The 26194-nt window shown below is 65.7% G+C and carries 26 protein-coding genes; 13 read left to right on the top strand and 13 right to left on the bottom strand.

Annotated features, from left to right (window positions below; translation table 11 throughout):
* The first annotated feature begins 34 nt into the window (after positions 1-34).
* Entirely contained in the window at positions 35-232 is a 198-nt protein-coding gene (locus R6U53_RS11950; protein ID WP_410322589.1) for a hypothetical protein, read from the top strand.
* A gap of 175 nt (positions 233-407) precedes the next feature.
* On the opposite strand, the gene dnaK is transcribed toward R6U53_RS11950, so the two are convergent.
* Positions 408-2327 (bottom strand): molecular chaperone DnaK, encoded by a 1920-nt coding sequence (gene dnaK, locus R6U53_RS11945; protein ID WP_410322588.1) that lies wholly within the window; start codon positions 2325-2327, stop codon positions 408-410.
* Between the two features lie 134 nt (positions 2328-2461).
* Positions 2462-3130, bottom strand: coding sequence for a nucleotide exchange factor GrpE (locus tag R6U53_RS11940; protein ID WP_410322587.1), 669 nt, complete (start codon positions 3128-3130; stop codon positions 2462-2464).
* Positions 3131-3217: 87 nt separating this feature from the next.
* Between R6U53_RS11940 and R6U53_RS11935 the strand changes: the two genes are divergently transcribed.
* Positions 3218-4567 (top strand): DEAD/DEAH box helicase family protein, encoded by a 1350-nt coding sequence (locus tag R6U53_RS11935; RefSeq protein WP_410322586.1) that lies wholly within the window; start codon positions 3218-3220, stop codon positions 4565-4567.
* A 12-nt stretch (positions 4568-4579) separates the two neighbouring features.
* On the opposite strand, the gene R6U53_RS11930 is transcribed toward R6U53_RS11935, so the two are convergent.
* Positions 4580-6499: a beta-CASP ribonuclease aCPSF1 gene (locus R6U53_RS11930; protein WP_410322585.1), complete on the bottom strand. Its 1920-nt coding sequence runs from the start codon at positions 6497-6499 to the stop codon at positions 4580-4582.
* Positions 6500-6711: 212 nt separating this feature from the next.
* On the opposite strand from R6U53_RS11930, the gene R6U53_RS11925 reads away from it, so the two are divergent.
* Positions 6712-7194 (top strand): hypothetical protein, encoded by a 483-nt coding sequence (locus R6U53_RS11925; protein WP_410322584.1) that lies wholly within the window; start codon positions 6712-6714, stop codon positions 7192-7194.
* Positions 7195-7271: 77 nt separating this feature from the next.
* The gene (locus tag R6U53_RS11920; protein ID WP_410322583.1) at positions 7272-7769 is read left to right on the top strand and encodes a cupin; all 498 of its coding nucleotides are present in this window, start codon (positions 7272-7274) and stop codon (positions 7767-7769) included.
* Between the two features lie 18 nt (positions 7770-7787).
* On the opposite strand, the gene R6U53_RS11915 is transcribed toward R6U53_RS11920, so the two are convergent.
* Positions 7788-9224 (bottom strand): DHH family phosphoesterase, encoded by a 1437-nt coding sequence (locus tag R6U53_RS11915; RefSeq protein ID WP_410322582.1) that lies wholly within the window; start codon positions 9222-9224, stop codon positions 7788-7790.
* An 84-nt stretch (positions 9225-9308) separates the two neighbouring features.
* Between R6U53_RS11915 and R6U53_RS11910 the strand changes: the two genes are divergently transcribed.
* Entirely contained in the window at positions 9309-10679 is a 1371-nt protein-coding gene (locus R6U53_RS11910) for a phosphoglucomutase/phosphomannomutase family protein (protein ID WP_410322581.1), read from the top strand.
* Between the two features lie 69 nt (positions 10680-10748).
* A complete protein-coding gene (gene larE, locus R6U53_RS11905; protein ID WP_410322580.1) occupies positions 10749-11621 on the top strand; it encodes an ATP-dependent sacrificial sulfur transferase LarE in 873 nt (290 codons plus the stop codon).
* A 33-nt stretch (positions 11622-11654) separates the two neighbouring features.
* Here larE and R6U53_RS11900 read toward each other — a convergent pair whose 3' ends face one another.
* The 7 genes from R6U53_RS11900 to R6U53_RS11870 all read right to left on the bottom strand — a co-directional run bounded on the left by R6U53_RS11900 (position 11655) and on the right by R6U53_RS11870 (position 17972).
* Positions 11655-12350, bottom strand: coding sequence for a sensor histidine kinase (locus tag R6U53_RS11900; RefSeq protein ID WP_410322579.1), 696 nt, complete (start codon positions 12348-12350; stop codon positions 11655-11657).
* A gap of 81 nt (positions 12351-12431) precedes the next feature.
* Positions 12432-13046: a histidine phosphatase family protein gene (locus R6U53_RS11895; protein WP_410322578.1), complete on the bottom strand. Its 615-nt coding sequence runs from the start codon at positions 13044-13046 to the stop codon at positions 12432-12434.
* A gap of 353 nt (positions 13047-13399) precedes the next feature.
* On the bottom strand, positions 13400-13960 hold the full coding sequence (locus tag R6U53_RS11890; RefSeq protein WP_410322577.1) for a phosphatase PAP2 family protein: 561 nt from the start codon (positions 13958-13960) through the stop codon (positions 13400-13402).
* A 58-nt stretch (positions 13961-14018) separates the two neighbouring features.
* Positions 14019-14486: a metal-dependent hydrolase gene (locus tag R6U53_RS11885; protein ID WP_410322576.1), complete on the bottom strand. Its 468-nt coding sequence runs from the start codon at positions 14484-14486 to the stop codon at positions 14019-14021.
* Positions 14487-14619: 133 nt separating this feature from the next.
* The gene (locus R6U53_RS11880) at positions 14620-15393 is read right to left on the bottom strand and encodes a CDP-alcohol phosphatidyltransferase family protein (RefSeq protein ID WP_410322575.1); all 774 of its coding nucleotides are present in this window, start codon (positions 15391-15393) and stop codon (positions 14620-14622) included.
* 160 nt (positions 15394-15553) lie between these two features.
* Positions 15554-15949 carry a hypothetical protein gene (locus tag R6U53_RS11875; protein WP_410322574.1) on the bottom strand — a complete coding sequence of 132 codons (396 nt, stop codon included), beginning with the start codon at positions 15947-15949 and terminating at the stop codon, positions 15554-15556.
* Positions 15950-15998: 49 nt separating this feature from the next.
* Complete coding sequence (locus R6U53_RS11870) at positions 15999-17972, bottom strand: aldo/keto reductase (protein WP_410322573.1); 1974 nt, start codon at positions 17970-17972, stop codon at positions 15999-16001.
* A gap of 88 nt (positions 17973-18060) precedes the next feature.
* Here R6U53_RS11870 and R6U53_RS11865 point away from each other — a divergent pair, with 88 nt between their 5' ends.
* From R6U53_RS11865 to R6U53_RS11845, 5 genes are all read left to right on the top strand, one after another.
* A complete protein-coding gene (locus R6U53_RS11865) occupies positions 18061-18939 on the top strand; it encodes a hypothetical protein (RefSeq protein WP_410322679.1) in 879 nt (292 codons plus the stop codon).
* A 174-nt stretch (positions 18940-19113) separates the two neighbouring features.
* Positions 19114-20103, top strand: a complete 990-nt coding sequence (locus R6U53_RS11860) for a zinc-dependent alcohol dehydrogenase (RefSeq protein ID WP_410322572.1) — start codon at positions 19114-19116, stop codon at positions 20101-20103.
* A 48-nt stretch (positions 20104-20151) separates the two neighbouring features.
* On the top strand, positions 20152-20529 hold the full coding sequence (locus tag R6U53_RS11855) for a 6-pyruvoyl trahydropterin synthase family protein (RefSeq protein ID WP_410322571.1): 378 nt from the start codon (positions 20152-20154) through the stop codon (positions 20527-20529).
* Positions 20526-21590: a glycosyltransferase family 4 protein gene (locus R6U53_RS11850; protein ID WP_410322570.1), complete on the top strand. Its 1065-nt coding sequence runs from the start codon at positions 20526-20528 to the stop codon at positions 21588-21590. The genes R6U53_RS11855 and R6U53_RS11850 overlap by 4 nt, the downstream gene beginning before the upstream one ends.
* Positions 21587-22483, top strand: coding sequence for a hypothetical protein (locus tag R6U53_RS11845; RefSeq protein WP_410322569.1), 897 nt, complete (start codon positions 21587-21589; stop codon positions 22481-22483). The genes R6U53_RS11850 and R6U53_RS11845 overlap by 4 nt, the downstream gene beginning before the upstream one ends.
* A gap of 56 nt (positions 22484-22539) precedes the next feature.
* Here R6U53_RS11845 and R6U53_RS11840 read toward each other — a convergent pair whose 3' ends face one another.
* On the bottom strand, positions 22540-23313 hold the full coding sequence (locus tag R6U53_RS11840; RefSeq protein WP_410322568.1) for a twin-arginine translocase subunit TatC: 774 nt from the start codon (positions 23311-23313) through the stop codon (positions 22540-22542).
* A 117-nt stretch (positions 23314-23430) separates the two neighbouring features.
* Between R6U53_RS11840 and R6U53_RS11835 the strand changes: the two genes are divergently transcribed.
* Complete coding sequence (locus R6U53_RS11835; RefSeq protein WP_410322567.1) at positions 23431-24570, top strand: nicotinate phosphoribosyltransferase; 1140 nt, start codon at positions 23431-23433, stop codon at positions 24568-24570.
* Between the two features lie 30 nt (positions 24571-24600).
* A complete protein-coding gene (gene larB, locus R6U53_RS11830) occupies positions 24601-25398 on the top strand; it encodes a nickel pincer cofactor biosynthesis protein LarB (protein ID WP_410322566.1) in 798 nt (265 codons plus the stop codon).
* Between the two features lie 39 nt (positions 25399-25437).
* Here the strand turns inward: larB and R6U53_RS11825 are convergent, their stop codons facing one another.
* The gene (locus R6U53_RS11825; protein ID WP_410322565.1) at positions 25438-26193 is read right to left on the bottom strand and encodes an ABC transporter permease; all 756 of its coding nucleotides are present in this window, start codon (positions 26191-26193) and stop codon (positions 25438-25440) included.
* Position 26194 lies beyond the last annotated feature (1 nt).

The raw sequence follows: 26194 nt of genomic DNA, 5'->3' as shown, positions 1-26194 counted from the left end.
TACGATTATGAGCGACGGTGGCGTAGTCTCGTACATGCCCGAGACCGATACCGAGTCCCTGATACGGACCGTCACCCCGATAACGTCGAAGGAGACGTCGCTCGGCAACAAGATCCTCGACGCCGTCATCGGGATCGGCGCGATGGTCCTCCTATTGCCGTTGGCCCCGTTTTTGCTGGCGCTTTGGCTGTGGGATCGATTGCAGCGCGAAGACTCTGAAAGCGGCGAGTAGCCCTTCCAATCGCGATCGTCGCTCGTCTCCGTCTACCGACGACTCACTCCGCTCGCCTTTCGAGCCGACGACACCGACTCATTCTTCACCGCCCGCATCAGAAAGCTCCCATCCGCTCGCTTTCTGAGACACCGAAAGACTCACTCCGCTCGCCTTTCGAGCCGACGACACCGACTCATTCTTCGTCGGTGTCGACGTCCTCGAAGTCGGCGTCGACGAACTCCTCGTCGGAGCCGTTGCTTTCGGCACCGCCGGCACCCATGCCGTCGGGACCGCCAGCGCCCATCCCTCCCATCCCGCCCATACCACCAGCGCCCGCACCCGCACCCGCGCCCTCGGCACCCGCAGCCTGCTGTTGGTACATCTGCTTGCCGATCTCCTGGAGTTCCTCTGCGAGCGCCTCGGTCGCGTCGGTGAGTCCCTCCGTCGTCGCCTCCTCGTCCTCGACGACTTCGCGGAGGTCGTCCATCGCGGCCTCGATGTCGGAACGGATCGCGTCGTCGACGGCCTCCTCGTTCTCCTCCAACAGCGTCTCGGCGCGCTGGAGCGTCGACTCGGCGTCGTTTCGCGCCTCGATGCGCTCGCGGCGCTTCTCGTCCTCCTCGGCGTGTTCTTCGGCTTCCTCCTGCATCCGTTCGATCTCCTCGTCGGAGAGGCCAGCGCCGCCCTCGATGGTGATGTCCTCCTTGTTGCCGGAGCCTTGATCCTCGGCGGAGACGTTCACGATACCGTTCTCGTCGATGTCGAAGGTGACCTCGATCTGCGGCGTGCCGGCGGGGGCCGGTGGAATGCCGGTCAACTGGAAGGCCCCGAGGAGTTCGTTCTCCTCGGCGATCTCGCGTTCGCCCTGGAAGACGCGGATGTTGACCGAGGTCTGATTCGGTGCGGCCGTCGTGAACACCTTCGAGGCGTCCGTCGGGATGGTCGTGTTCTTGTCAATGAGCCGCTCGAAGAGGCCGCCTTTCACCTCGATGCCGAGACTGAGCGGCGTCACGTCGAGCAGGACGATGTCGTCGACGTCGCCGGCGAGGACACCGCCCTGAATTGCCGCGCCGAGCGCGACGACCTCGTCGGGGTTGACGTTCTTCTTCGGCGTCTGTCCCGTGAGCCCTTCGACCTTCGCTTGGACCTGCGGCATCCGCGTCGAGCCGCCGACGAGGATCACCTCGTCGATGTCGCCCTTCGAGTAGCCGGCGTCGGCGAGCGCCTGTTCGGTCGGCTCGACCGTGCGGTTGACGAGATCGCTCGTAAGCGACTCGAACTTCGCGCGCGAAATTTTCTCCTCGAGGTTGAGCGGTCCCTCGTCGGTCGCGGCGATAAACGGGAGGTTGATCGTCGTCTCCTTTCGCGAGGAGAGTTCGATTTTCGCCTCCTCGGCGGCCTCGGTCAGCCGCTGGAGGGCCTGTCGATCGTCGCGGAGGTCGATCCCGTGTTCCGCCTCGAAGGAGTCAGCGAGGTAGTCGATGATCGCCTCGTCCCAGTCGTCGCCACCGAGGTCGTTGTCCCCGTTCGTCGCGACGACCTCGTAGACGCCGCCGCCGAGATCGAGAATCGAGACGTCGAAGGTGCCGCCGCCGAGGTCGTACACCAGGACGGTCTGATCGGAGTCGTCGTCGAGACCGTAGGCCATCGCCGCCGCCGTCGGTTCGTTGACGATCCGTTCCACCTCGAAGCCCGCGATCTCGCCAGCGTTCTTCGTCGCCTGCCGCTGCTTGTCGTTGAAGTACGCCGGGACCGTGATAACCGCCTTCTCGATCTCGTCGCCGAGGTACTCCTCGGCGTCGCGTTTGATCTTCTGGAGGATCATCGCCGAGATCTGCTCGGGGGTGTACTCGTCGCCGCCCACCTCGACGGTGTAGTTCTCCTCGCCCATGTGGCGTTTGATCGATGCGATCGTCTTTTCGGGGTTCTGGACGGCCTGGTTCTTCGCCGGCTTACCGACCAGCCGTTCGCCGTCGTCGCTGAAGGCGACGATCGACGGCGTGGTTCGTTCCCCTTCGCTGTTGACGATGATCTCGGGGTCGCCACCCTCCATCACCGCGAACGCGGAGTTGGTGGTACCGAGGTCGATACCGAGAATCTTGTTAGTCGCCATGTTGGTCGTACCTATCGGGCTGAATCGGTTAAAAGTTGCTAGATGCGCCGAAACGAGTTGCTGTCAGAAACCGCCGCAGTCTCTCGGTTTTTTAAATTTGCCGCTTCGTGGACCGAGAGATATAAACAGAACCGCTATTCGTCCCGTTCGTCCGAACCGCTCTCGGCGTCGTCCGCCCCGGATCCGTCGGAGACCGTCACCTGCGCCGTCCGGAGCACCTTCCCGGCCATCTCGTAGCCGGGGCGGTGGAGATCGGCGACGGTCCCTTCCGGTTGGTCGCTCTCGACGCGGAGCAGAACCTCGTGACGGGCCGGGTCGGTCTCGGTTCCGAGGTCTGGCTCGATCGGTTCGACGCCCTCGCCGTCGAGCACCTCCTCGAGTCCGCGGAGCGTCGCCTCGACGCCGTCGCGGATGTCGGCGTTCTCGTCCTGTTCGAGTGCCCGCGCGAGGTTGTCGCGCACCTCGACGATCTCCTCGACGAGCGCTTCGGTCGCACGGGCTTTCTCCTTCTCGCGCCGCTTCTGTTGGCGTTTCTTGTAGTTTTGGAACTCCGCTTGCTTGCGCTTGAGTCGCGCTTCGAAATCGTCGCGTTCCGTTCGGAGGGTAGCGACCTCCTCGCGAAGCGTCGCGATCTCCTCGGCGACCGACTCCGAGGACTCGCCTTCGATCCGTGCGGCGATCTCCTCGATCGGCGGTTCGCCGCTCGAACCCTCGTTCGGTTCCTCCGTACCATCCCCGGACGCCGCCGAGGGGTCGTCGGTAGCGTCGGCCGTTTCGACGACGTCTCCGTCCTCGTCGCTCATATTCGACGGTACCCGTCGGCGACAATAAGGATTGAGAAACGCGCTCGCCTCCCTCGGAGTTAAGCCGCCCGAACGCCGACACCCACCGTGGTCACGCTCCGGTACGACGAGGGGACGATACGGATCGAAGACGCCCCGAGAGAGATCGATCGGCTGTCGTTCGTCGAGTCGGATCCCCGCTCGAAAACCCATCGGGCACCCGCGTACCGATACCCGTTTTTGCGCCGAATCTGCGTCGATCGCGGTCTCCCGCTCGACGATCGCTCGCTCCGGACGGCCGACGTCGACGATCTCACCACCGAGTACGACCTCCGCGGCTACCAGACCGAGGCGCTCGGAGCGTGGCGGGACGCGAACGACCGTGGCGTGATCGAACTCCCGACCGGGAGCGGAAAGACGGTCGTCGCCATCGGCGCGATCGCCGCGCTCGATACCCCGACGCTCGTCGTCGTCCCGACGATCGATCTCCTCGATCAGTGGTATGGCGAACTCGAGGCGGAGTTCGGCGAGACGGGAGCGATCGGCCGCCTCGGCGGTGGAACCCAGCGCGTTGAAGCGATCACGGTCGCCACCTACGACTCGGCGTACCTCCGCGCCGACGAGTTGGGCGATCGGTTCGGCCTGTTGATTTTCGACGAGGTTCACCACCTCGGCGGCGAGGGGTACCGCGACATCGCCCGATTGATGGCCGCGCCCGCTCGTCTCGGTCTCACGGCGACGTTCGAACGGCCCGACGGCGCACACGAGGCGATAGAGGAACTGATCGGATCGGTCGTCTACCGTCTGTCGGCGGACGATCTCGCCGGGGAACATCTGGCTGACTACGATATCAAGCGGATCGAGGTCGCCCTCACGGATCAAGAGCGAGAGACGTACGAAGAGTTCCAGGGAACGTTCACCGACTACCTCGCGCGGTCGGGAATCCAGCTCCGATCCGGGAGCGATTATCAGGAACTCGTCAAGCGCTCCGGATCGGATCCGAACGCCCGGGAGGCGCTGCTCGCCAAACAGCGCGCCCGCGAAGTGATGATGAACGCCGATCGGAAGACCGGTGCGCTCGCCGACATCTTGGATCGCCACCGCGGGGACCGGATCATCGTCTTCACCGCCTACACCGATCTCGTCTACGAACTCGCCTCGCGGTTTCTCATCCCGCCGATCACGAACGAGACGGCCGCCGACGAGCGCCGCGAGATCCTCGATCGGTTCCGCCGCGGGGACTACTCGCGAGTGATCGCCGCGAACGTCCTCGACGAGGGCGTCGACGTGCCCGACGCGAACGTCGCCGTCGTCCTGTCGGGATCGGGCAGCGAGCGGGAGTTCACCCAGCGACTCGGCCGGGTGTTGCGGCCGAAGGCCGACGGTCGACGAGCCGTGTTATACGAGGTCGTAACCAGGGAGACGGCCGAAGAACGGGTATCGAGACGGCGGCGGTAAGGAGCAGCGAGGTCACTTGAACCGGAACGTTTCGAGGTTCTTCGGCGCGAACGTCCGCATGTTGAACTCGTGATACAGCGCCGAAGAGAGGTCCTGCACGGACGATTCGTCACCGTGAACGCAGAGAACCTTCTCGGGACGCGGGTTCATCGTGCGCACGAAGTTCATCAGGCCCTGTCGGTCGGCGTGCCCGGAGAAGCCGTCGACCGTCTTGACGTCCATGTTCAGTTGTAGTGTCCCGCGACCGTTCGAGCGGTCGTTCATCGGGATCTCGTCCCAGCCGTTCTGGATGCGGCGGCCGAGGGTACCCTGCGCTTGGTAACCGACGAAGACGAGCCGCGAGTCCGCCTCGCCGCCGACGTGGTTGAGCCACGACATGATCGGCCCGCCCTCGATCATCCCGGAGGTCGAGATGATGATACATGGCCCGCCGTCGGCGATGTCTTGGCGTTCGTCCTCGCCGCCGTCGATGTGGTTGAACTGGTCGGCGAGGAATGGATTTTCGTCGTCGTGGAAGATCCGATCGCGGAGGTCGTCGCGGAGGTACTCGGGGTAGGTGGTGTGGATCGCCGTCGCCTCCCAGATCATCCCGTCGAGGTGAACAGGAACCGTCGGGATCTCCCCCTCCCGCATCGCCTCCTCGAGGACGAGCATGATCTCCTGTGAACGGCCGACTGCGAAGGCTGGGATGAGTACCTTGCCGCCCTCGGTGGTCGTTTCGCGGATGATCTCTTTGAGTTTCTTTTCGGAGTCTTCCTGATCGGTCTGGTAGTCGTTTCGCCCGCCGTAGGTCGACTCCATGACGAGCGTCTCGACGCGCGGGAAGTCGTTGACCGCGCCGTTGAAAAGGCGGGTATCGTCGTAGTGGATGTCGCCCGAGAACGCGACGTTATAGAGGCCGTCGCCCACGTGGAAGTGCGTGACCGCCGAGCCGAGAATGTGGCCGGCGTTGTGGTAGGTGAGCTTCATATCGGGGGCGATGTCCGTCACGTCACCGTATTCGACCGGGATACTGTGTTTGATCGCCTCACGGACCTGTGCGGACTCGTACGGTGGTGTCCGACCCTCCTTGGCGGCGACGTCGAGGTAATCGAGCGTGAGCAGCCCCATCAGATCCCGCGTCGGTTCGGTACAGTAGACCGGACCGTCGTAGCCGTATTTGAACAGAAGCGGGACGAGCGCAGAATGGTCCAGGTGAGCGTGCGTGAGCACGACCGCATCGATGTTCGACGCGCCGGCCCCGAGCGCCTCGGGGACCTGCAGATACGGGACCTCCCCCTCCGCACCGGGTTTGTCGCCGCAGTCGATGAGGACGCGCGTTTCCGGCGTGTTGAGGATGAACGCGGCGCGACCGACCTCCCGACAGCACCCGAGCGTCGTGATCCGGACCCACTCGTCGTCGGACATCTCCTCGCGGTGGATCTGCCGGCCGATGCGTTCGAGGATGTCGCGGCGCTCCTCGCGCTCCTGTTTCAGGAAGTTGCGGACGTTCGAGACGGTGGCCGACTCGATCGGCGGCGTTCGAACGACCTCAGGGGTCCACCCGACCTTCTGGGTGATCTCCCTGAGCGTCGAACCGTGACGGCCGATGACCATGCCCGGTTTCTGCGCCTCGATGACGACCTCGCCGGTATCGGCGTGGAAGTCGAGGTCGGTGACGCCCGCCTCCTCGGGTATCACGTTCGTGATCCGCTCGCGCGCCTCGCTCGGTGGGGCCAACACCTCGGGGTCGGGTCGGACGGTGATCCGCTTTCTGAGCTTCGAGGCGAGTCGGCGAATCAGGTCGCCGTCGCTCGCGAACTTCTTCGGATCGCGGGTGTAGACCACCAACTCGGGGCCCTCGTATTTCACGTCCGACACGGAGATGTCGTTCGGGACTTCGCTGACGATCGTCGCCTTGATATCATCGAGTTTCCGCTCTACTGCACTCATACGTTAAAAATCCTTGAATCGGGCTCCGGCCGCTCCGCGTGTACCGCGCTCGGCGGTGACCGATGGGTTCGCCGACTGCGTAGGTGACAACAGGTCATGTATTCGGATCTGCGGTGGCTGTCGTCGGATGACGGCCGCGGGAGGTAACCGGAAAACCCGCTCGTAATCGACCCTAACCCACCACTCATATAAAACCCTTCGCAAAGAGAGGTATGGAAATCACACCACAGACCGTCGCCGACGAACACGAACGGCTCAGAGCACGGGGTTCGATCCCCGAGCTGATAAACGAAACGCGGGATCGACTCGGCCAACTCTTCGGCGTCGACGTCGCCCACGTCTCGGCCGAGCAGTACCGAAACGAGGTCGATGCGGTGTTCGCCGACGGTGATAAGGCAGTCAACGTCGCCGCCCTGTGTGCGTTGCTCCGGACCCTCGACTGTGAGGGGGACTATCCCGGCTTCATCGTCGACGAGTTCCTCGGCCGAAAGCTCGCGGCGACGATCGCCGGCGGCGAGCCGTTCGCGCTGTTGGCGGAGGCGACGTTTCACTTCGCCGACGCACACACGCGTGGCGGCCCCGAAGCGCCGGCTGGCGCGGACGATCTCGACGCGGCCCTCGCGGCCGGCTTTCAGACGCGACTGCCGGGATGGGGGTGGACCGACGAGCCGAGTCCGTTCGTTTCGAACCGATGAGCGGTCAATCGACGTACTCTTCGGGGGATAATCACAGCAGACGACAGCTTTTCTACACGAGACAGCGTTCGGGATCCATGGAACGGGTTCCGGTCGACGACGTCGATCCCGACCCACACCCAGTGGGAGTCAACGAGAATCGACGCGACCTGACCGACGCCGTCGACGCCGACCACATAACCGTGACACGCTACGAGCTCGATCCCGGGGAATCCGTTTCGGCCGGTCTGTACACGTATCGCGACCGCGAGGAAATATTCTACATCGCCGAAGGGGTGATGACGTTCGAACACCACCCAAGAGACGGCGCTGGCGAACCGAACCACCTCAACGTGGAGGCCAACGAACTCGTCCGGTTTACCGCGGGCGAGTACCGTTGCGGTCGGAACACCGGAACGAAACCTGTCGTCGGAATCGTTTTCGCCGCACGGCCCCCCCTCTCGGAGACCGAGCGGATGGAATCGCTCGCACCCTGCCGGCTGTGCGAGGAGCTGACCGCACACCGCGTCACCGACCCCGACGACGCGTACCGACTCACCTGCACCGTCTGCGGGACCGAGATGCGCCTCGGGTGAGGTGGCGCGCGGCGACGATTAATCGAGTTGATCGCCGACGATCCGGTCGGCGTGTTCGACGAACTCCGCTTGGGCCCCGGCCGGAATCGTCGCGCCCGCCGCGATGTCGTGGCCGCCGCCGTCGCCGCCGACCGCGCGCGCCGCCTCGCCCATCGCCGCCGAGAGATCCAGCCCTCGCCCGACGAGCGGGCCGGTTCCGCGGGCGGAAACCTTCGTCTCCTCGTCATTCTTTCGTGCGAACGCGACGATGGGTACCTCGCGGGAGACCCCCTCAGCCCCCATCGACATACCGGCAATGATACCGACGATCGTCTCTCGGATCTCCTCACCGGAGTCGAACCACTGGATGTGCTCTCCCCGAGTGACGCCGTGGTCTTCGACCCATTCGATCCCCTCCGAGAGGTTCCGACGGTGGTTCGCGAGGAGCTTTTTCGCCCGGTCGAACGCCGCCTCGCGGTCGCCGAGACAGACCGCGAGACCGACGTCGGCGCGTTCGTAGCGCGCCGTCGCGTTCAAAAGGGTGGAGAACTCGCTGGCGTCGCGAAGCTCGGTTCCGATCGTCTCCTCAGAGAGCACGTAGCTCGTGCCGACGAGCCGGTCGATTTTGAACGCCGGGACGCCGCGCGAGACGGCGTGTTTGACGAGCGCGCTCGCGAGTCGCTGCTTTTCGTCGTCGGTCAGATCCACCCAGCGTTTCCACGCACCGTCGGCCCGGCAAGTGACGTCGACCCCGTCCAGAAATGAGACGACGCCGCGCTCGTCGTTCGTGATCCCCGGAATGCGAACGTCGGAGGCGTATTCGAGCAGTTTCGGCAGCGGCCGGGTCTGTTTGCCGTATATCGCGAGATCCGTCGTTTTCTCGAGCACGCCCGCCTCGACGCCCTCCGCGACGATCCCGGCGTTCGCCCCGTGGAGTTCGCCGCCGGATGCTTGCATGTCGCCCACCGCGCCGACGACAGCTAGCGCTGCGAGATCGCGGTTATTGAACCGTTCGTCGGCTTCCGATCGGGCCGCGAGCGCGCGTGCGAGCACGTAGGCGGCCCCCGCGCCCGAGAGTTCAGACGCGCCGTCGATGCCCTCCAAGAGCGGGTTGAGGTGGAGTTCGGTGTCCGTCTCGGCGGGACGGTGATGATCGGCGATGACGGGGACGAACGCGCCGTCGCGTTCGTGTTCGGCGATGATATCCAACTGGCCGCTGCCGAAATCGGTGAAAAGCACCGTATCGTACTCTCTGGCGGCGATTCCGGCGATCGAAGCGGCGTCGAGTTGCTTTTCGAACACCGTCTCGAAGGGGATCGATGCGCGCTCGAGCGCGCTTGCGGCGACCGCCGCACTCGTGAGTCCGTCGGCGTCGATGTGCGAGGCGAGCAGCACGCGGTCGGCCGAACACAGCCGCGTCGCGCACGCATCGGCGCGAGTCTGCAACTCCGGGACGGGACCGTCGACGGCAGCCATACACCGCAGTAACGCGTTCTCGGATTTAAACCCCGGCAGGATCGTCGCCAGGGTCTTTTTAATCGATCCGGCCGATTCGACGGCATGGACATCGAATTCGGCACCGACGGCTGGCGGACGACCGTCGAGGAGTTCACCACGCCGCGGATCCGCGCCGTCGGGCAGGCCGTCGCTGATTATCTCTTAGAGCGCGGCGAGGAGGCGCCAATCGCCATCGGCTACGATCCGCGAGAGGGGTCGCGGCCGGCCGCCGAGGAACTCGTCCGCGTGCTCTGTTCGAACGGCTTCGACGCCATCGTCCCCGAGCGCGATACGCCGACGCCGGTGGTCGCGTGGACGGTGACCGATCGGAACCTCTCGGGCGCGCTGCAGGTGACGGCGAGTCACAATCCGCCGACGTACAACGGGATCAAGTTCGTTCCGAGCGGCGGCGCGCCCGCGCTTCCGGACGTAACCGATACACTCGCTGCCGAACTGAAGCCGCCGGAGCCGATCGACGAGGAGCGGTGGGGGTCCGTTCGAGAGCTCGACTTCATCGAACCCTACCTCGATCACGCGCGCTCGTTCGTCGACGTCGACCTCGACGGGATGGAGATCGTACACGATGCCATGCACGGCAGCGGTCGCGGCGTCACGGACGAGCTTCTCGAACGGGCCGGCGCGAGCGTCACCCGTCTCCGGAGCGAGGCCGACCCGGAGTTCGGCGGCTCCCCGCCCGAACCGTCCGCCGAACGGCTCACCACCCTCGAAGCCGAGGTCCGAGCTGGCGACGCCGAGTTGGGAATCGCCAACGACGGCGACTCCGATAGGATCGCGGTCGTCACCCCCGAACGCGGGGTCGTCGATCCGAACTGGGTGTTCGCGGTCCTGTACGACTACCTGCTGGAATCGGAGGGCGGCAGCGCCGTCCGAACCGTCTCGACGACGGCGATGCTCGATCGAATCGCCGAGGCGCACGGACACACGGTCCACGAGACGGCCGTCGGATTCAAGTGGGTCGCGGCGGCGATGGCCGAACACGGCGCGCTCGTCGGCGGTGAGGAGTCGGGTGGATTTGGAATCACGTCCCACCTGCGCAACAAAGACGGCGTGTTGATCGCGCTCGTCGTCGCGGCGGCCCACCGCGAGGAACCGCTCGACGACCGACTCGATCGCCTCCGGACCGAGTACGGCGATATCGTTCAAGACAGGCGGAGTATCGACTGTCCCGACGACCGGAAGTCGGCCGTGCTGGAGCTGCTCGGCGACGAGTTGCCCGAGGCGGTGGCCGGGACGGAGATCGACCGGGTCGGACGGATCGACGGGTTCAAGCTCTTTTTGACGGACGGTTCGTGGGTTCTCGTCCGGCCGAGCGGCACGGAGCCGAAACTGCGAATTTACGCGGAAGCGAGAAGCGAGGAGCGCGTGGACGAACTGCTTTCGGCCGGGACGGCGCTGCTCGAACCGCTCGTGTGAGGTGAAATCGACCGGACGGGCGACCCGAATGCCGCCGGGCTTTTCTACGCACACCCCGATGAGAGGAGTATGGATATCGAGGCCAAACGCGACGCCGCGATCGAGGATCTCCGTCGGTTCGACGGGGTGCTCGTCGCCTTCTCCGGCGGCGTCGATTCGTCGGTCGTCGCCGCGCTCGCCGAGGAGGCGCTGGGCGAGCGCGCGGTCGCCTGCACCGCGAAAAGCGAGACACTCCCGGCCGCCGAACTGGAAGACGCGACCCGGGTGGCAGACGAGATCGGCGTTCGTCACGAGATCGTCTCCTTTTCGGAACTCGACAGCGAGGCGTTCGTCGCCAACGACGACGAGCGCTGTTATCACTGCCGCTCGATGCGGCTCGGGAAGATGTTCGAGGCGGCCCGGGAGCTCGGCATCGAGACGGTCTGTGACGGAACGAACGCCTCCGATCCGGGCGAGGGACACCGCCCCGGACTGCGAGCCGTCGAGGAACTGAACGCCTACTCGCCGCTGCTCGAACACGGCATCGAGAAATCGGCGGTTCGCGCCATCGCGAGAGAGTACGGGCTTTCGGTGGCCGATAAGCCCTCGATGGCGTGTCTCTCTTCTCGCATCCCGACCGGTCTCGAAGTGACCGAATCGAGACTGAGCCGCATCGAGAAGGCCGAAACGCTTCTCCGTACGTGGGGATTCGAGCAGTTCCGCGTCCGCGATCACGACGGACTCGCGAGGATCGAGGTCGGGGCCGACGAACTCGACCGGGCGCTCGATCCCGAGTTCGCGGCGGCGGTCCGCAGACACCTCCCGGACGTCGGATTCGACCACGTCACGCTGGATCTGGAGGGGTACCGGACGGGGAGCGTCTCGCCCGATAGTGACGAACCGGAGGACGCGGTCGACGCCGAAGCCGTGCTGGGGACGGAGTACCCGACGGTGGACGACTGAAAACGAACGCCCGCCGACGTCGGGTGAGTGCCGCTATTCGGCGATCGGGAGCGTGACGACGAACACCGACCCCACCGGTTCGTTGTCCTCGACGAAAACGTCGCCGCCGTACGTTTCGACGAGCGATCGAACCAAGTAGAGTCCGATCCCGGCACCCGAACTATCGAGGCCCTTCTCGGCTTTACCGAAGATAGCCCCCTTCTGTGCATCGGGGATGCCAGGACCGTTGTCGGCGATTCTGACCTCGACGCGTTCGGGAGTCTCGACGGTCGAAACGTCGATTTTCGGCGGCGTCTTGTCGTTGTGCTGGACGGCGTTCGCGAGCAGGTTCCGAAAGACGGAGCCGAGCATGTCGTTACCGACTACGTCGGTTTCGGGTATCGGTTCGTCGACGGTAAGTATCGCGCCGGGATACCCGGAGCGAACCTCCTCGATCTGCTGGTCGAGAACGCTAGCGACGGAGACCGATCGAGTGTCCCCCTCCGCGTTGAGCATCACCCGCGCCAGGTCGCGCGCGCTCGTCGTCAGATCGACGGCACTCTCCGTGTTCTCTTTGATAATCTCGAGATACTGCTCGCCATCCTCGTCGACGTGTTCCTCGAGGAGCTCTGCGTAGGCGCCGATCAACTGGAGATCGTTCCGGATGTCGTGTCGCATGACCTGGTTGAGGAGTTCGAGGTCGTCCCGTTGCTTTTCGAGACGTGCCTGATCGGGGGAGTCGTCGGCCATATTCGAACTACGCCCGGCGGAGATAAGTCGGTGTTCGAGGGTCTCTCTACGTGAGACCGGCCGGCTATCCACGGAGGCGTTCTAATCGTGTGTCGGAACGACGCCCTCTCGAACGATCGTCGTCTCGCGGCCGTTCACCAGGAACTCCGTGACTGCGCAGTTCTCGAGGTGATGATTCAACAGCGACTCCGTCAGCTCTTGGTCCTTGACGTGGCCGAGCAACATACACAGCGGGCCGCCGTGGGTGACGAGGAGGAGCGTCTCGTCGTCGCCGCCACCGAGCTCCTCGAACCGACCCACGACGCGCTCTTTTACCTCCCGAAACGACTCCCCGCCCTCCGGAGTGGCCTCGGTCTCCCGATAGGCCGTTTCGCTCAATCCGTAGTTCGGAAACCGCGATTCGACGTCATCGTAGCTGAGTCCCTGATAGATCCCGAGGCCGCGTTCGCGCCACGCCGACTCGAACGAAACGGATCGATCGCCGACCGAATCGAGAAGCAGGTCGGTCGTTTCGCGCGTTCGAAGGAGATCTGAGGCGAGGACGCGGTCTACCTCGTAGGACTCGGCCAGCCACCGGCCGACGGTCCGAGCCTGCTTACGCCCTGTTTCGTTCAGCGGAACGGGGGCCCATCCCTGCATCCGGCCGTTGCGGTTCCAGTCGGTTTCGCCGTGACGAACGGCGACGACGCGCGTCATGGGACATCGTAGTCCCGGAAGCAGTATCAGACTACCGGAAGAGTGTGCAATCCGCTGTCCGTGTGCCGGTAGTAGCCCGCGCGCCGGAGTCGTCGTGGAGGGACGAACTGGATGGATCTACAGCGTCGGGACCGGCGGGAGCCACTGTTTTAACGTGGCCATCGACTCGATCAACGAGACGCTGGGGGCAAACCTCGAACCCGATCCCCGAATCGGTATACGTCCACGACATCTGTGCCGACGCTTCGAAGCTGCGCGAGGCGACCGGCTGGGGGCCCGAAATCGGATTCGAGCAGGGCATTCGGCGGGTCTGTTCAGCCTATCGGTGAGGGCGGCGACCGGTTCGAAGTCGCCTACTGTGGCAGCTTTCTGAACACTGCGTCGAGGTCCGTGCGGGCAAGAACTCGCTCGGCGACGATAACCGAAGCGATGCCGATCGCGATACCCGCCACGGTATCGGACAGAAAGTGGGTACCGAGATAGATCCGCGATACGGCGACGACGGCGGCGAGCGCGGCGACCGATCTGAACGGCAACGCGTCGGAGTTCCGAGCCACCATCGCGTACGCCGTGACGGCGGCCGCGTGGCCGGACGGAAACGACGTCGTCGGCGTCCCGGCACCGTCAGTCAGACAGACCGGCTGGGTCGGAAACGGGCGCTGGACGACCGTCATCAGGACCGCGACGATCACCCCTGTGATCGAAAGCGCGATGAGCGTAACGAAGAACTCCTCGCGCCACTCCGCCAGGTAGAACAGTCCGACGACGGCGAGTCCAGCCGCTACGGAGCCCAGTCCGGTCACGGACGTCATCAGATTTGTCAGGATCGGGTGGCGTAGCTCGAGGATCAGCTCCGCAGTGAGCGCGTCGATCGCCAGGACGTATTCGAGGAGTTCGCCGAGTAACTGCACCATGGGTTCGTCCGAACGGTTCCAGTCGGAGAGTCATATACCCACCCGCCGTCGCCCCGACTCATTCGGCTCGAACGCGGGACGGCAGGGACCGATCGGCGGCGAGAACGGCGAACAACGCGATCCACACGATGACCTCGAGGTAGAACGACGGCGTGCCGAGGTAGTACCAAAAGAACGCTCCTGGAGGGATCGCGAGCGGGTCGGCAGGTTCGACGAACGGCCACAGCAGGAACAGCGCGTGGCCGGGCCGTCCGTTGATCACGACGTGTATGGCGTCGAGACAGAGATGTGAGCCCCACCCGATCGCGGCGGCCGCCCCGGCCCGACCGTACAGCGCGATCGGGACAAGAAGCAAAGCGAGAAGGACACTGTGGCCGATCGAGTGGTACAGCTCGACTACGCCGAGCGCCCCGAGTGGCTTATCGATGAGGTCCGGGAGCGCCGCGCCGACGAGCAGCCACGGCGTCGATAGCCGGGACACTCTCCCGACGACGGCGGCAGCAGCGAGATGCGTCAGAAAGAGCATGTGTGTACTGTCGTCGCGAACGTACTCATACTGTCGATCATAACTCCGTGAACGATCGGTGGCGATCGCCGACCTGAACGTCCGAAGCCGATCGAATCGTGCAACGGCCCTCAAAGTCTCATGACCGACAGTATCAGGTATTGGTGCGGGGAAGCCGGCCGCTGACGGTGAGGTAGTCCCGGGCGAACACGGCCAGCGACGGCGCGAGCACGATCGGCGCGACGGTCCAGACGAGATCCGTCGGCGTCGACGGGACGAGCGCGATCGTAATGAAGCCCATCTGGACACCTGCGAGATACTTCCCGAGGTCGCTGTCGGGCCGATCGAACACGGGACGATCACGGAGGCGCCGCCAGCGAATGCCCGCGAGAAAGACGTATCGAGCGGCCGAAATCGAGAGATACCAGATCGGCAACAGACCCCACAGCACCGCTAACAACGGGGCGGCAACGAAACCGAAGGTGTCGAAGGCCGTATCGAGGCGGGCCCCGAGAGCCGTCTGTTGGCCGACGCTCCGGGCGACGGTGCCGTCGAGTTTGTCGAAGACGACGCCAACGCCGTAACACAGTGCCGGGACCCAGGCGAGATCCGTCGTAGCCGGGACGACGACGAACCCAGCCACGACCGCATAGAGCGCCCCCCGGAGCAGTGTAAGCGTGTTCGCCAGCCCGAACAGACGACGTCGGACGCCGCCGGTCAAGCCCACGGTGTCGACGCTGTACCCCACGTACCAGAGCTGTCCCGCCCAGCAAATCCCAGCGACTACGGCCGGAGAGACCAACAGCTGTTCCGTCTCGTCGAGTGGGAGAACTCCCCAAAGGACAGCAGCCAGGCAGAGCGCGGCGAACGCCGGCAGACCGACACCGAGCCCGACGGAGACCGACCGCTTACGCCGCAGTTCGGCCATCACCGCCTCCCGGTCCGCGCTGTCTGGGCCGCAGCCGTCGTCGTGTCGAGGGGAACGAAACCTCGACACCGTCGAAATCGTTCATTCGGAAGCCCCGTGAGACGATTAGGGGAGACATCGCTTAAAGCGCGAGTGAGGCGGCAAGATCCATGACTACGGGCTACCGCAGCAAGACGACGAGGACGGCGACGAGAACGACCTGTGCGGCCTTGTCGATGGCGCCGAGCGTGCCAATGTCCGCCGGGAACGATTTCGGACCGGCGACGAAGTTGAGATAGTACCACAGGACGATCTGGAGCAGCGTGAACGGGATCCCGACGGCGTAGACCGCCCGTCGATGGCGATCGAGGACGACGAGTACGATCCCGCCAAGAAAGCCCAGCCCGGCGAGGATGAAACTGATGCTCATCGCCGAGGGGGACATATTGATGCTCATTCTGACCCCGAGCAGGAGGTGTATAACGGCGGAGACCAGCGCCGCGAGGATACCCACCCAGTGGGGGCCGCGCAACGATTCCGTGCCGAATCCGAATCCCCGGGTTTCGCTCGTTGCCATACCGCATATATGATACGGGGTGACATAGTTGTACTGCAAAACAGGCGGGCTATCGCTCGAAGTCAGGATCCCGGAGGGTCTCGAGGCGGGCACACGCCTCCGGGGGCAGCCGTTCGGCGGCCGCGGCCAGATTCGCAACGACGTGTGACGGCGTGGTACTGGCGGGGATCGGAACGATGCCCTGTGTGACGTTCCACGCGAGGACGACGCCGGCCGGTGAGAGCCCGCAATCGGCGGCGATCTCCACCAGGACCGGCTCCTCGAGGAGACCGGGGGCCGACAGCGGCGAGTGAGCGACGACCCGGATACCGCGCTCGTGACAGAAGGCAACGAGTTCGCGCTGTGGTCGATACGGATGGCGTTCGATCTGAACGAGGGCCGGCCGGACCGTGCCGGTCTCGAGAATCGTCTCCAGTTGCGTCCGCGAGACGTTACAGACGCCCAGAGTGCGCGCCCAGCCCCGGTTGTGGATCTCCTCCAGATTCCGCCAGGCGGTCGAGAGCGGGACGTTCGCCGCTTCTAGATCACCGTCGTCGTCACTGGGGAAAGTCAACGCTTCCTGTTGCTCGATCGGTTTCTCGGCGAGACGGGACAGTTCACCGCGGTAAGCCAGCGCCGACGGCCAGTGCAGCGTGTAGCAATCGAACGCGTCGATACCGAGTTCCGAGCGGCTGCCCGCACACGCTTCGAGCAGGTGCTCGCGGCGGTGGTTGGTGCGCCACGCTTTCCCGATGATAAAGAGACGCTCGCGATCTGGCGCGCCAGGGGCGGCCAGTACGTCCCCGATCCGGTGTTCGTTGCCGTACAGTTCCGCGCTGTCGATGAGCCGATAGCCGGCGTCCAGGGCGGTGACGATCGAATCGATCCGATCGATGTACTCCCCGTCGCGGTAGCGCGAACAGCCGAACCCGATCGATGGGAGGCGGAGCGATCTGGGGCTGTCGGAAGGCTGATGTCGTCCCGGCGGAGTGACGACCGGCTCTGGAAGGGAGTCACTCGTCACACCGTGTGCGGGAACCGCGATCGGACCGCCGTCCGCTGCAGCCGTCTCGATGGCGTTGCAGACGGCAACGACGTGTGCGCCCCGTTGACCGCCGGATCGCGAGGGCGTTCCGTCGGCGACGCTTGTCGCGAGTCGCTCGACGGCGTCGAGATACGAGAGCGATTCGGCGGGAGACTGCGGCGGCACGGTCGTGTATTCACGGCCGAGACGGCCGAACTGAACGTCGTCGGTAGATGACTCCATCGCGCCGGTTCCCCGAAGATACAGCGATCCGTCGTCGCCGTGGAGTTCGAGGCCGTAGAACTCCCGGCTCCGGTGAGGCGCATAGAGGCTCGCCGTCAATCGGACGGTCAGTCCCGAGGCGAACGCGAGGGTGGCCTCGACGTGGCTCGGCGCGGTCGGCCGCCTCGCTTCACGGTCGGGCCAGAGGTGAAGCGCGTCGGCGACACGGACGCGCTCGACGGGGCCGAACCACGAGACGAGAAGCGAAAGGGGATAGACGCCGCCGTCGTACAGCGGGCCGATCTCCAGGAACGATTCGGGACGGTCGTGCCAGTCGGTCACCCGACCGACGTGAGCATGGGCGTAGCCCAGTTGGACGGGACCGAGCCGCCCGTCCGCGAGGAGTCGTGCTGCCCGGCGCTGGGGAGGGCCCCGCGACGTCGTCGGCGCGCATCCGAGCGCCAGTCCCCGGCGGCGGGCCATCGCCAGCAACTCGCCGGCCGTGTCACCGTCGAGCGCCAGCGGCTTCTGCGAGAAGACGTGTCGATCCGCCGAGAGCGCCGCCCGCGTCACCGGCGCGTGGGCGGCGTGACTCGTCAGGTTGACCACCAGCGGCGCGTCGACCGTGTCGAGGGCCGCTTGCAAGTCGGTAAACGAGGGACAGACATGGTCCTCGGCCAGCGCCGCCGCCCGCTCGCCGTCCAGATCACAGACGCCGGCCAGCGACAGCGGACCGTCGGACAGTCCGGCCGCGTACTCGGTCGCGATCGCCCCGGCGCCCACGAACAGACAGTTCACGACGGTACCAGGGCGGCCGGACATATATTCCCTCGGCGGAGGCGTTTAGTCGACATGGCGCGGACCGACCAACGTGATGGAACCGGGAATGAGCCGGCTCGGCACGGGTTATCTGCGATGTCTGCAGGCGATCGGCCGGCGGATGGACTACGGCGAGAACGTCTACGACCGCGAGTGGGACGTGCTCGTCGTGCTGGACGCCTGCCGGGCGGATCTGCTGCGGTCGGTCGCGACCGATGTCGATTTTCTCGACGCCGTCGAAACCGTTCGGTCGGTCGGGAGTTCCTCCTCGGAGTGGCTCGAGAACACCTTCGGCGGCCGCACCGAGACCGGCCGGACGGTCATGGTCACCGGAAACACCTGGACTGATCGGTACCTCGAGGCAGACGCGTTCGCTGCCCTCGACGAGGTCTGGAAGTATGCCTGGGACGACGATCTCGGTACCGTGCGGCCGGCGACGATCACCGAACGGGCGATCGCGCTCGATCGTGACCGTGATCCCGATCGGCTGGTCGTCCACTACATGCAGCCCCATCACCCGTTCGTTCCGGACCCGATCGCGGGCGACGACGGCATGGCCCGGACCGGCAGCCACAGCAACGACGCGAACCCGTGGGTGTTACTCCGCCGTGGCGAAATCACGACCGAACGGGTTCGATCGGCCTACAGAGCGAACCTCGAGTACGTGCTCGCCGAGGTACGGACGCTCGTCGAGAACGTCACCGGTCGTGTCGCGATCACCGCCGATCACGGCAATCTCTTCGGGGAGTGGGGTCTCTACGGTCATCCGATGCACACGCCGGTGCCGGCTCTGCTCGCGGTTCCGTGGGCGGAGACGGACGGCCAGGGCCGACGGAGCTCCGTCCCGACCCTCGAACCTCCGGAACCGCTCCCAGTGGGCCGTGTCTACGGCGCCGAGACCGACAGCGAGCGGCTGGCGGCGCTGGGGTATTTATCCACCGAATAACGGGCCGAAATCGGTCGTTGTGATCGAGGACCACAGGGCCGGGAGCCGTAATCTTTAGTCAAGGACCCACATAGATTCGACTGTGAATCACCAGGGGAAACGCCGACGCGCTCGATCGCCACATCCACCCCCTCGGATCAAGCATCCCAGGACACCGGAGCGGCGTGAGCGGGGATGACTCGGCGGGCGCTGTACTTCACCGGGCCGCGATCGGTGGAAGTCCGAACGTCGTCGATCCCCGATCCGGATGCTGGTGAGGTCCGGGTTCAGACGGGACGGTCAACTGTCAGTCCGGGCACGGAGATGCTGGTCTACCGTGACGAGGTCCCCCCGGAACTGGTAGTCGACGAGACGATCGACGCATTCGAGGACACGTTCTCGTACCCGCTGCAGTACGGCTACGCCTCTGTGGGGCGCGTGACGGCCGTCGGCGAGGGCGTCGACGACGAGTGGCTCGAACGGCGGGTGTTCGCGTTCAACCCCCACGAGAGTCACTTCCTCGCCGACCCCGAGACGCTCGTCCCGACGGCGCTGTCCGACGAGCGAGCCCTCCTGATCCCGAACACCGAGACGGCAGTCAACTTCGTCATGGACGCGCGGCCCCGGATCGGCGCGCGGGTCGTGGTGTTCGGCCAGGGGCCGATCGGGCTGTTGACGACGGCGCTGCTATCTGAGTTCCCGCTTTCGGAACTCATCACCGTTGATCACTACGAGCCCCGGCGGCGGCTCTCGGAATCGCTGGGCGCCGACCGCGCCGTCTCGCCCGACGCCCTCGGGGGCGCGATCGAGGCGGACGCCGACATCGCGTTCGAACTCTCCGGGAACCCGACGGCACTCGACGACGCTATCGACGTCGCGGGCTATGCGGGGACGGTCATCGTCGGGTCCTGGTACGGCACGAAGGACGTGGCGCTGGATCTCGGCGGAACGTACCATCGGAGCCACATCCGCCTCCGGAGCAGCCAGGTAAGCCGGATCGATCCTGACCACGCCGACCGGTGGGACAAGGACCGCCGGCTGGACGTCGTCCGGTCGTGGCTGGCCGAGCACGATCTCTCGGCGCTTTTCACCCACGAATTCGACATCGAGCACGCGGCCGATGCCTACCGACTGCTTGAGGAACGACAGGACGAGGCCGTCCAGATCGTGTTCACCTACGAGTGATGCGAACGATCCTCCGGATTTAGGTGCCCGCCACCCGTTGTCGGGTCCGTGTACTCCACGACGGTGCTGACCGACTTCGTGGCACAGCACTACCTCACGGTTCCGGATCCGGGCCCCGAGGGAGTCCCGCATTCCCATCACTTCGAGGTGGAACTGACCTTCCGCGGTCCCGAACTGAACGAGTACGACTACCTCGTCGACATCGACGACGCCGAGGCCGCACTCGCGTCACTGGCCGATCGGTACCGCGATACGCTGCTCAACGACCTTCCGGAGTTCGAGGGCTACAACCCGAGCGTCGAACGCTTTGCCCGCGTCATCTTCGAGCGCGTGACCGCGGCCGTGACCGACGAGACCGTCACCGAGCTGGCTGTGACGGTCTGGGAAGACGACACGGCGGCTGCCACATACGATGTTTCGGTATGAGAGTCGGACTGACGCTGTACGGTGACATCGACGAGCGATCCGGGGGGTTTCGTTACGATCGAAAACTACTCGAGGGACTTCGAGCGGCCGGCGATACCGTTGAACTCGTTGAGTTGCCCTGGCGGCGGTACCCCCGGGGACTCCTCGACAACGCTTCGCCACGGCTCCGGGATCGATTGGATATCGACGTCGACGTCATGCTGCAGGACGAACTCGCCCATCCGTCCCTGCTCCGGGCAAACCGTCAGTTGCCGTATCCGATCGTCAGCATCGTCCATCACCTGCGAACGAGCGAATCGAGACGTCTGTCCCCGTTGTACCGCGCCATCGAGCGCCGGTATCTCGGAACGGTCGACGGCGCAGTCTGCAACAGCACGACGACCAGAGACATCGTTACCGGCCTCGGCGTCGATCCTGGGTTGACTGCCGTCGCACCGCCCGCCGGCGACCAGTTCGATCCCGACCTCGACGACGGGACGATCGAGCACCGCGCACGGGAGCGACCGCTTCGGGTAGTCTTCGTCGGCAACGTCACTCCCCGAAAGGGGCTGAAAACGCTCATCGAGGGGCTGTCGGCCGCCGAAACCGACGTGAAACTGACCGTCGTAGGACGATCGGCCGATGAGCGATACGCCGCCGCGGTGCGACGCAGCGTCCGCCGAGAAGGTCTCGCCGACCGCGTTGATCTGGCGGGCGAACTCTCCGAGGAGGAACTGGAAACGGTGCTCCGATCGAGTCACGTCCTCGCGGTGCCGTCCCGATACGAGGGGTTCGGCATCGTCTATCTGGAGGGGATGAGTTTCGGGCTCCCGGCGATCGCCTCACGAGCGGGGGGAGCAACAGATGTCGTCACCGACGGCGAGACGGGCGTACTCGTCGATCCGGGGAACTCAGCGGCGATCGCAAGGGCGCTGACGCGGTTCGACGCCGACCGCGATCGGCTGGCCTCGATGGGCAAAGCCGCCAGACGACGATACGAATCGCATCCAGACTGGCGCGAGACGACCGCCCGCGTCCGCGGGCTGCTCGAAGCCGTCGCCGCTCTCGAGGGGATAACATGACTGGTGACTTCCGGCGCTATCTTCGGGCGAAACGGACCGTCGACGACCGTGCGATCGATCGACGGCTCGTCGGAACGCTTCGCGAACGCCTCCGGAACCGAACGGAAGCCGGCGACGGCCCGCTTCGGGTCCTCGAAGTCGGGGCTGGCATCGGGACGATGCTCGCCCGCCTCGTCGAGTGGGACGTACTCCCGCCGGGAGAGATCCGATACACAGCGGTCGATATCGAATCGGACACCATCGAAGCCGTCGTGCCGTACGTCCGAGAGTGGGCCGCCGAACGATCGGTTTCGGTCTCCGAGACGGACCGGATCGTTCTCGAGGGATCGAACCGTCGTATCGAACTCGAACCGGTGGTCTCGGAGGCCGTCGCGCACGCCGAGCGAACGACTGGCGAGTGGGATCTGGTCGTCGGCAGCGCGCTGCTGGATCTCCTCGAACTCGACGCGCTGGATCGGTTGCTCGATGCGCTTTCGCCCGGCGGACTCTGTTATTTCCCCATCACGTTCGACGGTGGGACTCGGTTCCAGCCGGAACTCCCGGCCGACCGGACGATCGAGCGTCACTACCACGCTCACATGGACGCGAAACCGGGCGGAAACAGTCGGGCGGGTGGAGCTGTCGTCGCTCGGCTACAGGGAGCCGTCGGGGTGACGCTTCTCGGCGTTGCCGGCTCGGACTGGGTCGTCCGCCCTATCGAGGGAACGTATCCTGCCGACGAGGCGTACTTTCTCCGGCACATTCTCGATACGATCGAGGAAGCCGTCGGTGAGATGACCGACGATACCGAGACGCTCGAAGCGTGGCTGGCCGAGCGTCGGAGACAGGTCGATTCCGCCGAGTTGTGCTACCTTACGCATCAACTCGACGTCCTGGGGTGCGTCAAGAAATGATTTGAAAGGTGAGGACCGTCGGCGGACAGATCGGAGAAAACGACGGCGATATTGCGTTATCGCCGGACCCACCGCAACAACAGAAGCGTCGCCTCGAAGAGGCCGATCATCGTGGCGGCGACCATGATCGGTGCCATCCCCGTCGGGTCCGGGCTGAAGAGGAAGGCGATGCCGAGGAAGGCACCCCAAAAGTACAGCCGCTTTTCGGCCAGCCACGCGCGCGTCGTCAGCCCCATCATGATCGCCAGCATGACGAACAGTGGGATCTGGAAGACGGCGGCGAATAGCCCCATCATCAACACGATGAGATCGAACGTCTGCGTGAGCCCGAACGCGATGACTGCGGCGTCCTGGGAGTACGTCAGAAAGTACGTGAAGATCGCCGGCAGAATGAGGAAGTAGGCGAAGAGCACGCCGAAGACGCCCAACACGAGGCTCGCCGGGACGGATGCGAGATAATATCGCCGCTCGTGGGAGTACAGACCCGGACGCATGAACAGATACGTTTGATAGACGAACACTGGGAGACCGATAACGAAGCCCGCGAGGGTCGCGACCTTCAGCCGCGCGAGGATGAGCCCGAGCGGGTGATACACCCGCGGTCGGGCGATGTCGCCGCCAGGGAGGACGGAGTACCACAGGAAGTTGATGATCTGATCGCCGAAAGGAAAGACGATACCGGAGACGATCGCCATGACCACGAGGACGATCCCCAGCCGATAGACCATCTCCTCGATGTGGTCCGCCAGCGGCATCTCCTCGTCGCTCTCGGGACCCTCGCCGAGGATCCCATCGTCGACGTCGTATCCCCCGTCGGCCGTCTCTGCCATTGGCGTGCATCCGTCCCCGGCGTTTGTAATCCTGTCGGCTGCGCCCCCGCAACTGCGCTCCCGCCGGGCCCCACCGGAGCCAAACGCCCTTATTCAGCCGCCCCGGAGTGACAGTCGATGACCGAGCGAAGATACGACGTGCTCACCACCGAGGAAATCGACGAGGGACGGGCGACCGCCGCCTACTTCCTCCGAACGGAGGCGGTCCTGGACGACGTCGGCGCGGATCCGACGGTGGTCGCGGAGCTTTCGGCCCCCGACGGGTGGAACCTGCTCTCCGGGCTCGAGGACGCCGCCACCCTCCTCGAGGGGCTGCCGGTCGACGTCTACGCACCGCCGGAGGGAACGCCGATCTCCGGGGGCCCCGTCCTGCGGATCCAAGGCCCCTACCGGGCGTTCGGCCGCTACGAGTCGCCGCTTTTGGGATTTCTCGCTCACGCCTCCGGAATCGCTTCGGCGGCCTGGCGGGTCCGGGCGGCCGCCCGGGATCGAACCGTCCTCAGTTTCGGCACCCGGCGACAGCACCCGGCGCTGGGTGCGATGGTGGAACGGAGCGCGCTCGTCGGCGGCGTCGACGGGATCGGCAACGTCGCCGGCGGCGAGGCCATCGGCGTCGAGGCCGGCGGGACGATGCCGCACGCGCTGGCGATCGTGCTGGGCTCGCCCGAGGCCGCCTGGCATGGCTTCGACGAGGCGATCGATCCCGACGTGCCGCGCGTGATGCTGTGTGACACCTTCGGCGACGAGGCCGACGAGGTCGGGCGGGCGGCCGACACGCTGGGCGAGGCGCTCGACGGCGTCCGGCTGGATACGACCTCCTCTCGGCGGGGCGACATGCGGGCCATCGTCGAGGACGTCCGCTGGGAGCTGCGTCGGCGAAACCGCGAGGACGTCGACGTGCTGGTCAGTGGCGGGATCGACGCCGCAGAGATCGAACGCCTCCGGGATGTCGCCGACGGCTTCGGCGTCGGAGGGACGATCGCCAACGCCGACCCGGTCGACTTCTCCTTGAACGTGGTGGCGGTCGACGGCGAACCCCGAACCAAACGCGGCGTCAAACCGGGCGCGAAGACGATCTACCGAGAGGACTACCAGGACACCGTCGTCGCCGTGGACGAGACGGCACCCGGCGAGGAACTGCTCGAACCGCTCGTTCTCGACGGCGAGGTGGTCCGCGAGTTCGGTCTCGACGCGTCGACGGCGCGCGCACGGGACGCGATCGAACCGCTCAGAGAGCGCGGCGTCTTCGAGCGGTAGACCTACGGCCGGGGAACCGAAACGGGGGATATGGACGAGCGCGAACGCGAGGAGTCGACAGCCGGGGAGGCCGGCGACGGCGTGGACCTGGAGTCCGTCTTGGAGGCGCTGGATCGCGGCGAGATCGCGGTCGCCGAAGCCAGAGAGCGCCTCGCCGGCGTCCGACGGATCGGCGAGGGGGGGACCGAGTTCGCCCGCGTCGACGCCCGCCAGGGCGAGCGAACCGGCATTCCCGAAGTGGTCGAGGCCGAGCGCAAAACCGACGGGGAACTGCTCGGCATCGCCCGGGAGCTCCTGGCCTCGACTGGGCGGGCGATCCTCACGGGCGTCCCCGAGTCCGCGCGCGACGATCTGGAGGCGGCGGCCGCGGACAGCGAGGTCTACGAGCACTCGGGGACCCTCGTCCTCCACGCCGAGGACTACGAGCCGCCCGAGCGGTGCGGACGGGTCGGCGTCGTCACCGCCGGCACCTCCGACATCGCGGTCGCGGAACAGGCAGCCGCCCTCGCCGACGAGATGGGCTGTCGCGTCGAGACGATCTACGACGTCGGCGTCTCCGCGATCCATCGGCTGTTCGCCGAGCGGGAGACGCTGGAGACCTGTGACTGCGTCGTCGTCGCCGCCGGTCGGGAGGGCGCGCTGGCGACCGTCGTCGCCGGACTCGTCTCCGCGCCCGTCATCGGCCTCCCCGTCGGCACGGGGACGGGCTACGGCGGCAACGGTGAGGCCGCGCTCCTCGGCATGCTGCAGTCGTGTACGTACCTGACCGTCGTCAACGTCGACGCGGGTTTCGTCGCGGGCGGGCAGGCGGCACTCGTCGCGCGATAGAACGATCGACGGGGCGGACGGCGGATCGGTCGATACCCCTCATCGCGCGGTCGGGAGCCCGTCTCGCCAGCGGAACAGCCGGCGTTCCAGCCCGGAGATCGTGGCCTGGAAAGCGACCATCACGCCGACGAAGAGCGCGATCGTCGCGAACAGCGCCGTCAAGTCGCCCTCGTTGAACCAGAACCGAAAGAGCGCCCCCATCCCCCGGTTCATGCCGAACGTCTCGGCGAGAACGACGATCTTCCAGACCATACTCAGCAGGTACCGCGCGCTCCCGAAGAGGGCCGGGAGGATCGAGGGGAGATAGATGTCCCGCAGGACGGCGCGGCGGTCCGCACCGAACGCCGACGCCATCGCGAGGAGATCCCGATCGACGTTCGCGGCGCCCTCGTAGACGGTGACGGTAGCGAACGGCGTGGCGGCGACGACGACGGCCGCCACGACAGAGAGGCCACTGAAACCGAAGAGCACCATCGCCACCAGCACGACGACCAGCGTGGGGATCGTCATCCAGAACGGCAACCAGACCGAGACCCCGACCTCGATTCGGTCGTCGAGGGCCATGGCGACGCCGACCGGGACCGCGACGGCGAGGCCGACCGTCGTCGCGAGTGTGACCCTGAACAGGCTGTATCCGAGATGGGTGAGTCCGTCGCCACCCGGTCCGGGCCCCAGAATGGCGGGGAGCCGTTCGAGGACCGAAAGCGGGGCGGGGAGCAGCGCCGGCGCGATCGCGCTCCCGATCGCCCAGCCGACCAACAGGGCGATCCCACCAACGATCCCGCGTCTGTTCACG

It is taken from the genome of Natronomonas sp. (assembly GCF_046483325.1).
GTDB lineage: Archaea > Halobacteriota > Halobacteria > Halobacteriales > Haloarculaceae > Natronomonas.
The sequence above is the reverse complement of the archived record's forward strand: the minus strand, read 5'-3'. Positions and strand labels throughout refer to the sequence as shown.

Excerpts from the sequence above, each read along its gene's own strand:
- R6U53_RS11880 (WP_410322575.1), bottom strand. The coding sequence starts at position 15,393 with ATGGCCGAACTGCGGCGTAAGCGGTCGGTCTCCGTCGGGCTCGGTGTC.
- dnaK (WP_410322588.1), bottom strand. The coding sequence starts at position 2,327 with ATGGCGACTAACAAGATTCTCGGTATCGACCTCGGTACCACCAACTCC.
- larE (WP_410322580.1), top strand. The coding sequence starts at position 10,749 with ATGGATATCGAGGCCAAACGCGACGCCGCGATCGAGGATCTCCGTCGG.
- R6U53_RS11850 (WP_410322570.1), top strand. The coding sequence starts at position 20,526 with ATGAGAGTCGGACTGACGCTGTACGGTGACATCGACGAGCGATCCGGG.
- R6U53_RS11910 (WP_410322581.1), top strand. The coding sequence starts at position 9,309 with ATGGACATCGAATTCGGCACCGACGGCTGGCGGACGACCGTCGAGGAG.
- R6U53_RS11915 (WP_410322582.1), bottom strand. The coding sequence starts at position 9,224 with ATGGCTGCCGTCGACGGTCCCGTCCCGGAGTTGCAGACTCGCGCCGAT.
- R6U53_RS11930 (WP_410322585.1), bottom strand. The coding sequence starts at position 6,499 with ATGAGTGCAGTAGAGCGGAAACTCGATGATATCAAGGCGACGATCGTC.
- R6U53_RS11835 (WP_410322567.1), top strand. The coding sequence starts at position 23,431 with ATGACCGAGCGAAGATACGACGTGCTCACCACCGAGGAAATCGACGAG.
- R6U53_RS11900 (WP_410322579.1), bottom strand. The coding sequence starts at position 12,350 with ATGGCCGACGACTCCCCCGATCAGGCACGTCTCGAAAAGCAACGGGAC.
- R6U53_RS11920 (WP_410322583.1), top strand. The coding sequence starts at position 7,272 with ATGGAACGGGTTCCGGTCGACGACGTCGATCCCGACCCACACCCAGTG.
- R6U53_RS11840 (WP_410322568.1), bottom strand. The coding sequence starts at position 23,313 with ATGGCAGAGACGGCCGACGGGGGATACGACGTCGACGATGGGATCCTC.
- larB (WP_410322566.1), top strand. The coding sequence starts at position 24,601 with ATGGACGAGCGCGAACGCGAGGAGTCGACAGCCGGGGAGGCCGGCGAC.
- R6U53_RS11890 (WP_410322577.1), bottom strand. The coding sequence starts at position 13,960 with ATGGTGCAGTTACTCGGCGAACTCCTCGAATACGTCCTGGCGATCGAC.
- R6U53_RS11885 (WP_410322576.1), bottom strand. The coding sequence starts at position 14,486 with ATGCTCTTTCTGACGCATCTCGCTGCTGCCGCCGTCGTCGGGAGAGTG.
- R6U53_RS11950 (WP_410322589.1), top strand. The coding sequence starts at position 35 with ATGCCCGAGACCGATACCGAGTCCCTGATACGGACCGTCACCCCGATA.
- R6U53_RS11865 (WP_410322679.1), top strand. The coding sequence starts at position 18,061 with ATGAGCCGGCTCGGCACGGGTTATCTGCGATGTCTGCAGGCGATCGGC.
- R6U53_RS11895 (WP_410322578.1), bottom strand. The coding sequence starts at position 13,046 with ATGACGCGCGTCGTCGCCGTTCGTCACGGCGAAACCGACTGGAACCGC.
- R6U53_RS11860 (WP_410322572.1), top strand. The coding sequence starts at position 19,114 with ATGACTCGGCGGGCGCTGTACTTCACCGGGCCGCGATCGGTGGAAGTC.
- R6U53_RS11940 (WP_410322587.1), bottom strand. The coding sequence starts at position 3,130 with ATGAGCGACGAGGACGGAGACGTCGTCGAAACGGCCGACGCTACCGAC.
- R6U53_RS11845 (WP_410322569.1), top strand. The coding sequence starts at position 21,587 with ATGACTGGTGACTTCCGGCGCTATCTTCGGGCGAAACGGACCGTCGAC.
- R6U53_RS11875 (WP_410322574.1), bottom strand. The coding sequence starts at position 15,949 with ATGGCAACGAGCGAAACCCGGGGATTCGGATTCGGCACGGAATCGTTG.
- R6U53_RS11925 (WP_410322584.1), top strand. The coding sequence starts at position 6,712 with ATGGAAATCACACCACAGACCGTCGCCGACGAACACGAACGGCTCAGA.